8 protein-coding genes are annotated in these 5,255 nt (G+C 43.3%); all 8 read left to right on the top strand.

What is annotated here, in order from left to right; all coding sequences use genetic code 11:
* The coding region (locus ACFIK1_RS06735; protein ID WP_375662400.1) for a phage tail sheath C-terminal domain-containing protein at nucleotides 1-303 on the top strand (303 nt) is incomplete at its 5' end.
* A complete protein-coding gene (locus ACFIK1_RS06730) occupies nucleotides 303-809 on the top strand; it encodes a phage major tail tube protein (protein ID WP_375662399.1) in 507 nt (168 codons plus the stop codon). The genes ACFIK1_RS06735 and ACFIK1_RS06730, both read left to right, overlap by 1 nt.
* A gap of 2 nt (nucleotides 810-811) precedes the next feature.
* On the top strand, nucleotides 812-1,099 hold the full coding sequence (locus ACFIK1_RS06725; protein ID WP_375616733.1) for a phage tail assembly protein: 288 nt from the start codon (nucleotides 812-814) through the stop codon (nucleotides 1,097-1,099).
* Between the two features lie 38 nt (nucleotides 1,100-1,137).
* Entirely contained in the window at nucleotides 1,138-1,209 is a 72-nt protein-coding gene (locus tag ACFIK1_RS06720; protein WP_081485993.1) for a GpE family phage tail protein, read from the top strand.
* Complete coding sequence (locus ACFIK1_RS06715; protein ID WP_375662398.1) at nucleotides 1,206-3,338, top strand: phage tail tape measure protein; 2,133 nt, start codon at nucleotides 1,206-1,208, stop codon at nucleotides 3,336-3,338. Before ACFIK1_RS06720 ends, ACFIK1_RS06715 begins: the two co-directional genes overlap by 4 nt.
* Before the next feature lie 5 nt (nucleotides 3,339-3,343).
* Nucleotides 3,344-3,724, top strand: a complete 381-nt coding sequence (locus tag ACFIK1_RS06710) for a phage tail protein (RefSeq protein ID WP_375630019.1) — start codon at nucleotides 3,344-3,346, stop codon at nucleotides 3,722-3,724.
* Entirely contained in the window at nucleotides 3,721-3,945 is a 225-nt protein-coding gene (locus tag ACFIK1_RS06705; protein ID WP_375662397.1) for a tail protein X, read from the top strand. The genes ACFIK1_RS06710 and ACFIK1_RS06705 overlap by 4 nt, the downstream gene beginning before the upstream one ends.
* Nucleotides 3,942-5,255, top strand: a complete 1,314-nt coding sequence (locus ACFIK1_RS06700) for a contractile injection system protein, VgrG/Pvc8 family (protein ID WP_375662396.1) — start codon at nucleotides 3,942-3,944, stop codon at nucleotides 5,253-5,255. Before ACFIK1_RS06705 ends, ACFIK1_RS06700 begins: the two co-directional genes overlap by 4 nt.

Raw genomic sequence — 5,255 nt, 5'->3', positions numbered from 1 at the left:
GTACGCACCGCAGATATGATCAATGATGCCATTTTGCGCGGACATCTATGGGCTGTCGACCGCAATATCAAAAAAACCTACATGAGTGACGTCAGTGAAAGCGTCAATGCCTATTTGCGTGATTTGAAAGCACAAGGCGCCATTCTTGGTGGGCGCTGTACGCCTGATCTAGAGTTGAATACAGCAAGCGCTATTGAAGGCGGCAGAATCTATTTCAATGTCGAATTCACACCAACAACACCAGCAGAACACATCACATTCCGTTCACGCATTGTGAATGATTATTTAGAGGAGATTTTTTAATGGCTATCCCCGTTTTACCAAGAGTTTTGAAATATTTTAACATTTTTGTCGACGGTATTCCCTATCAAGCAAAATGTGAAAGCGTAACATTACCGAATTTGAACTTGGTCGTTGAAAGTTATCGCGGCGGTGGCATGGATAGCTCCATTGAAGTTGACCTTGGTCTTGAAACCCTCACACTTAGCATGACCATTTCTGATTGCTCTCCAGAGTTAATGGCACTCTTAGGGCGCACGGATGTCAACATCTCATTGCGCAGTTCAATGCAAGCTCAAGGCATCCCCGCAGAAGGTGTCATTATTACCATGAGAGGACTTTGCAAAGGCTTTGAAATGGCAGAATGGCAACCGGGCAGCAAAGCAACTTCTACAGCAACATTCACATTGCAGTATTTCAAATATGTCCAGAAGGACGTTGAAATCGTTGAGATAGATGTCCTCAACTTGGTGAGAAAATTCAATGGCGTCAATCAACTCGCAGAACATAGAGAAAATATAGGATTATAAAAATGACAGTCCAAACAAGCATTACACATAAATTATTGATACCTGTTACTTTTGAAGGAAAAGAGCACACCACAATTACTTTACGGCGCCCCAAAACAAAAGATTTGCAAGCAATCGACAAAAAAGAAGGTATAGAGCAGACAATCGCTATGATCGCACGCCTTTCTGAATGGCCGCATGAGGTTATCAGCGAACTCGACATCAATGATTTGGCAAGCATTGGAGAGATCTTGGAGTCTTTTATCAAACGGCGGGATACCTCGACTGGGAAACCGCCGCTAAACTCATAGCCGATATTACCATTGTGTTCTATTGGTCCCTTTCAGACATGATGGAAATGGAACCACAAGAACTCATATTCTGGCGAAAACAAGCAGCAGAAAGGTATAAGACAAAATGAGTGAAAAAGTCGCCGATGCAAAGGTGAAATTGTCTCTTGAAGACGAACTCACCGCGCCTCTTAAACGTGTACAAAAGAAATTCGATACACTTTCAAAAAAATTATCACATAGTTTGGGTATTCCGCGCTTTTCTGCTGCTGTCAAAAACATGACAAAAAGCCTCCATGGCGTTCAAAATGCTCTTGGTGTAGCCGCAAATCGTGCTTCGGTCTTTACCGGTGCTTTAGGGCTTGCCGGTGGTGGTCTTGTGGCAAGTGTGACCGCCCTCACCATGAAAACCATGCATCTGGGAGATAGTCTTTATCACGCATCACACCACTTAAATATGAGTGTTACGGCACTTCAATTATGGGGTGATGCAGCCGATAATTCAGGCACTTCTGCCGAACTTTTTCAACAATCCTTAGCGGTTTTAAATAGGCGTTCGGCACAAGCCTATGCTGGACAAAAAAGAGGCATGATGGGCTTTGAAGCACTTGGCATTTCTGTCAAAAACACTTCTGGAAAACTCAAATCCACTTCTGTCTTGTTAGAAGAAATTACCGACAAGATGAGTAAGATGAAAAATCAAGCACAAAGACAGCATATTGCCGCTCTGCTGTTTGGGGGCGATGGTAAAGAAATGGCGACCATGCTTGCGCAAGGGATGGCACCTATCAAAGAACTGTTTGCAAAAGCGCGGAAAGGAAAATGGCTGATAGGTGCCGATGTCGCACGCTATGCAGCGGATTTGAGTGATAAGCTTGGTGCTTTTAAGAAAAAAATAGGCGGTATCGCGAGCTTTATTGGCGCGCGTTTCATGCCCGTGATTAATGATATGATTGACGGTTTTTCAAAATTGATTGATGAAAACCGCGACCTCATTCAAACAACTGTTGCGAGCTGGGCAAAAACCTTAAAAAAAGTCCTTAATGATTTGCTTAATCCTACCTCTGATTTAAGAAAAAGCATCAGTGATCTCACAGAGAGGATTAAAGGCTGGTTCCAATGGATGGAGCCGTTGATTGGTGAAATAACCCTCTTTAAGGTGGGGCTTGTAGCTCTTGGTTCCTTCATTTTTGGTCCACTCATTGCCGCATTAGCCGCAGCAGGAGTAGCGTTTGTTAGCCTTGGTATCACAATTATGACGACACCTATCGGTTGGTTAATGGGTGGCATTGCAGCGCTCTTTGTCCTCTATCAATATTGGGACAAACTCAATGGTTGGGTAGCAGCATCTTTAGCCGCGGTTGGAGCAGTTCTTACTGGGGCATTCATTGCAGCAATGGTACCGGCAGCTTCTGCAGTTGCTGGTCTTGCGGTATCTCTTGTAGCGTCACTTATCCCAGCAATAACCGCCGTTGGTTCTGCTTTTATATCGCTTGGTGTTGCTATCATGACCACACCTATTGGCTGGATTATTGGCGGCATTGCAGCTCTTGTTGCTGCCGGATATCTGCTCTACAAAAATTGGGACACAGTCATAAGCTTTATAAGCAAGCTATGGGATTCTTTTGCGAGCTTATGTAGTAATGTTTTCAATAACCTCTTGACGTTCTTTAAAAACTTTTCACCACTCTCTTGGATTTCGAAAAAAATCAATGAACTCATTGAATGGCTGTTTGGTGTCGATTTAATGGAAGTAGGCTCCAATCTTATTAATGGGCTTTGGGACGGCATCAAAAGCAAATGGAATGCTCTGTCTGATTGGCTCAGCGGCATGATGAGTAAATTAACCAGTTGGATGCCAAACTGGATGAAAGAAAAGCTAGGCTTTAATGTTTCAATAGACAAGACTTCAACGCAGACCATTAAAACCTTTACCGAAGAAACCAATGCACGTGCAAAAAAAATGGTTGATACAGTAGTGGTTACAAATACCCCGCCTGAAAAACGCAAGAGTGGTTTTAATACAAGTGTCGTTGAAACAGGACAAATGCAGGCAACAAATAAAGTAGGTGCTTTTAAAGCTCCAAAGCCCATTACGGTTCATAAACCCGTTGAAGTAGACGCCCGTGTAACCATTACAAATCTCAATATTTCCGTCCCCAATGGTCTCAAGGACGAAATCAGAGACGCTGTCAATCAAGCACTTGAACGCTATGCAAAACAGCAACGTTTAGCCATAGCCTCTAGCCTTTCGGATTAAATACCATGATGTTAGCTTTGGGTGGTTTTATTTTTTCGATTGAAACAGCAGCTTATCAAACACTTGATATGTCTTATGGGGTTCCATGGGTAGAGCAAGGACGATTGGGGCGCAAAGCAGCTCTTCAATTGCCTGCCGTTGCAAATGCGGAATTTTCTTTAACTGGTGTGATTTATCCAGATTTCAAAGGTGGTCACAGACAGCTCGAATATTTACGGCAAATGGCACATGAAGGACCTCACATTCTTGTGACTGGTCAAGGCAAAATCTTAGGTAAGTTTGTCATTCTTTCTGTAGAGGAAAAACAAAGCATTTTTCATCATAATGGCATCCCCAAAAAACAAGAATTTACAATAAAGTTGAGAGAATATGGTGAAGACCTATGAGTGATCTTTATATGACCAAAGATGGTGATATGGTTGATGCCATTTGCTGGAAATACTATACCAAAGGTCAACAAGCCCTTGCTGTTGAACGCGTTTATGCAGCAAACTTTGGTCTTGCAGACTATGGACCCATCTTAAAAGCAGGCATCACAATCGTTTTGCCAACCCTCCCCTATCCTAAAGCCACACCGGTGATTAGAATTTGGGGTAGCAAATCATGAAACCTTTTTGCATGGTTCTGGCAAATGGAGAGGACATCACAAGAACGCTGATGGACTATGTTTTGTCGATTGAAATTACCGATGAAGCAGAAAACAAAAGTGATCGTATCACTATAGAGCTTGATGACCGTGCGCGTGACAGTGATAACGGCTTTCTTGATATTCCTCTTATCGGGACAGTCATTTCTGTAACTCTTGGCTATGAAGGCGGCAAAAACCGCGATATGGGAGCCTATCTGATAGACGAAATCTCTGTGAGCAGCCCACCACAAAGCTTAAGTGTGACAGGGCGCGCCGCCTCCATGAACACGTCTTACAGAACCCCAAAAAGCCAATCCTATCACCAAAAAACCCTTGGTAGTATTGTTCAAGAGATAGCAGAGCGTAATGGCTATACGCCAAAGGTTGATCCTTCTCTTGCTAAAATTGTTGTGCGTCACATTGACCAAACTTCTGAAAGCGATATGGCTTTTGCCACACGCCTTGCAGAAGAATATGATGCCGTAGCAAAGCCCGTTGATGGCAAACTTGTGCTCGCCAAACGGGGTGAAGGCAAAGCCATCACCGGTGAAACACTCCCTATTGTTGTTATTCATGAGAAACATTGTACCTCTTGGGATTTTAAATACAGCGCACGAGATGAAGCAGGTGCAGCCAATGGCTTAGAAACAGATGTGGGGGACGACCAAAAAGCCGCTGCTGATGCACGAGAACCAGAAGAGATTGATGATGATGAAAACTTTATCCATATGGATGACAGTGATCAAGCAGCACCATCATCATCTGAATCGGAAAAAGCAGAAAAAGAATCTGAGAAAAAAGAAGAAGACAAAGAGAAGAAAGGCGGTGTTATCGCAAGCTATCATGATATTCGCACTGGTGAAAAAAAAGAAGTCAAAGTTGGTAAAGCACCGTTTCATGAACTCAAATATACCTACCACAATCAATCAGAAGCTGTTGCAGCCATTGCGGCTTATAGCAACAAATCATCTCGTGGCAAATCTTCTTTCTCATGTGATATTGGTGGTGATCCCTTTGTACAAGCGGAAGCAAAGCTTGTTCAAGAGCCCCCTTTCCGCCCCTATATTCCAGCAGAATGGCGCATCAAAAGCGTTAAACACAAGCTTGATAAAACAGGTGGTTACACCACAAAAATAGAGTGCGAACTTTTTGATAAAGCGCAAGAAGATGCGGCTGAAAACGTTGCAAACACAACACCAGACAAGGATGATACCCTTGATCCAAACGCACCACCAAACGCATGCGACGAAGGCGAAGGCGTCATCCATATGGATGAGGAAGATAGATAA

This window comes from Bartonella sp. OC16QHHD (assembly GCF_042194035.1).
Classification (GTDB): Bacteria; Pseudomonadota; Alphaproteobacteria; order Rhizobiales; family Rhizobiaceae; genus Bartonella.
Note: the sequence above shows the minus strand (reverse complement) of the source record. Positions and strands in the feature narration are given on the sequence as shown.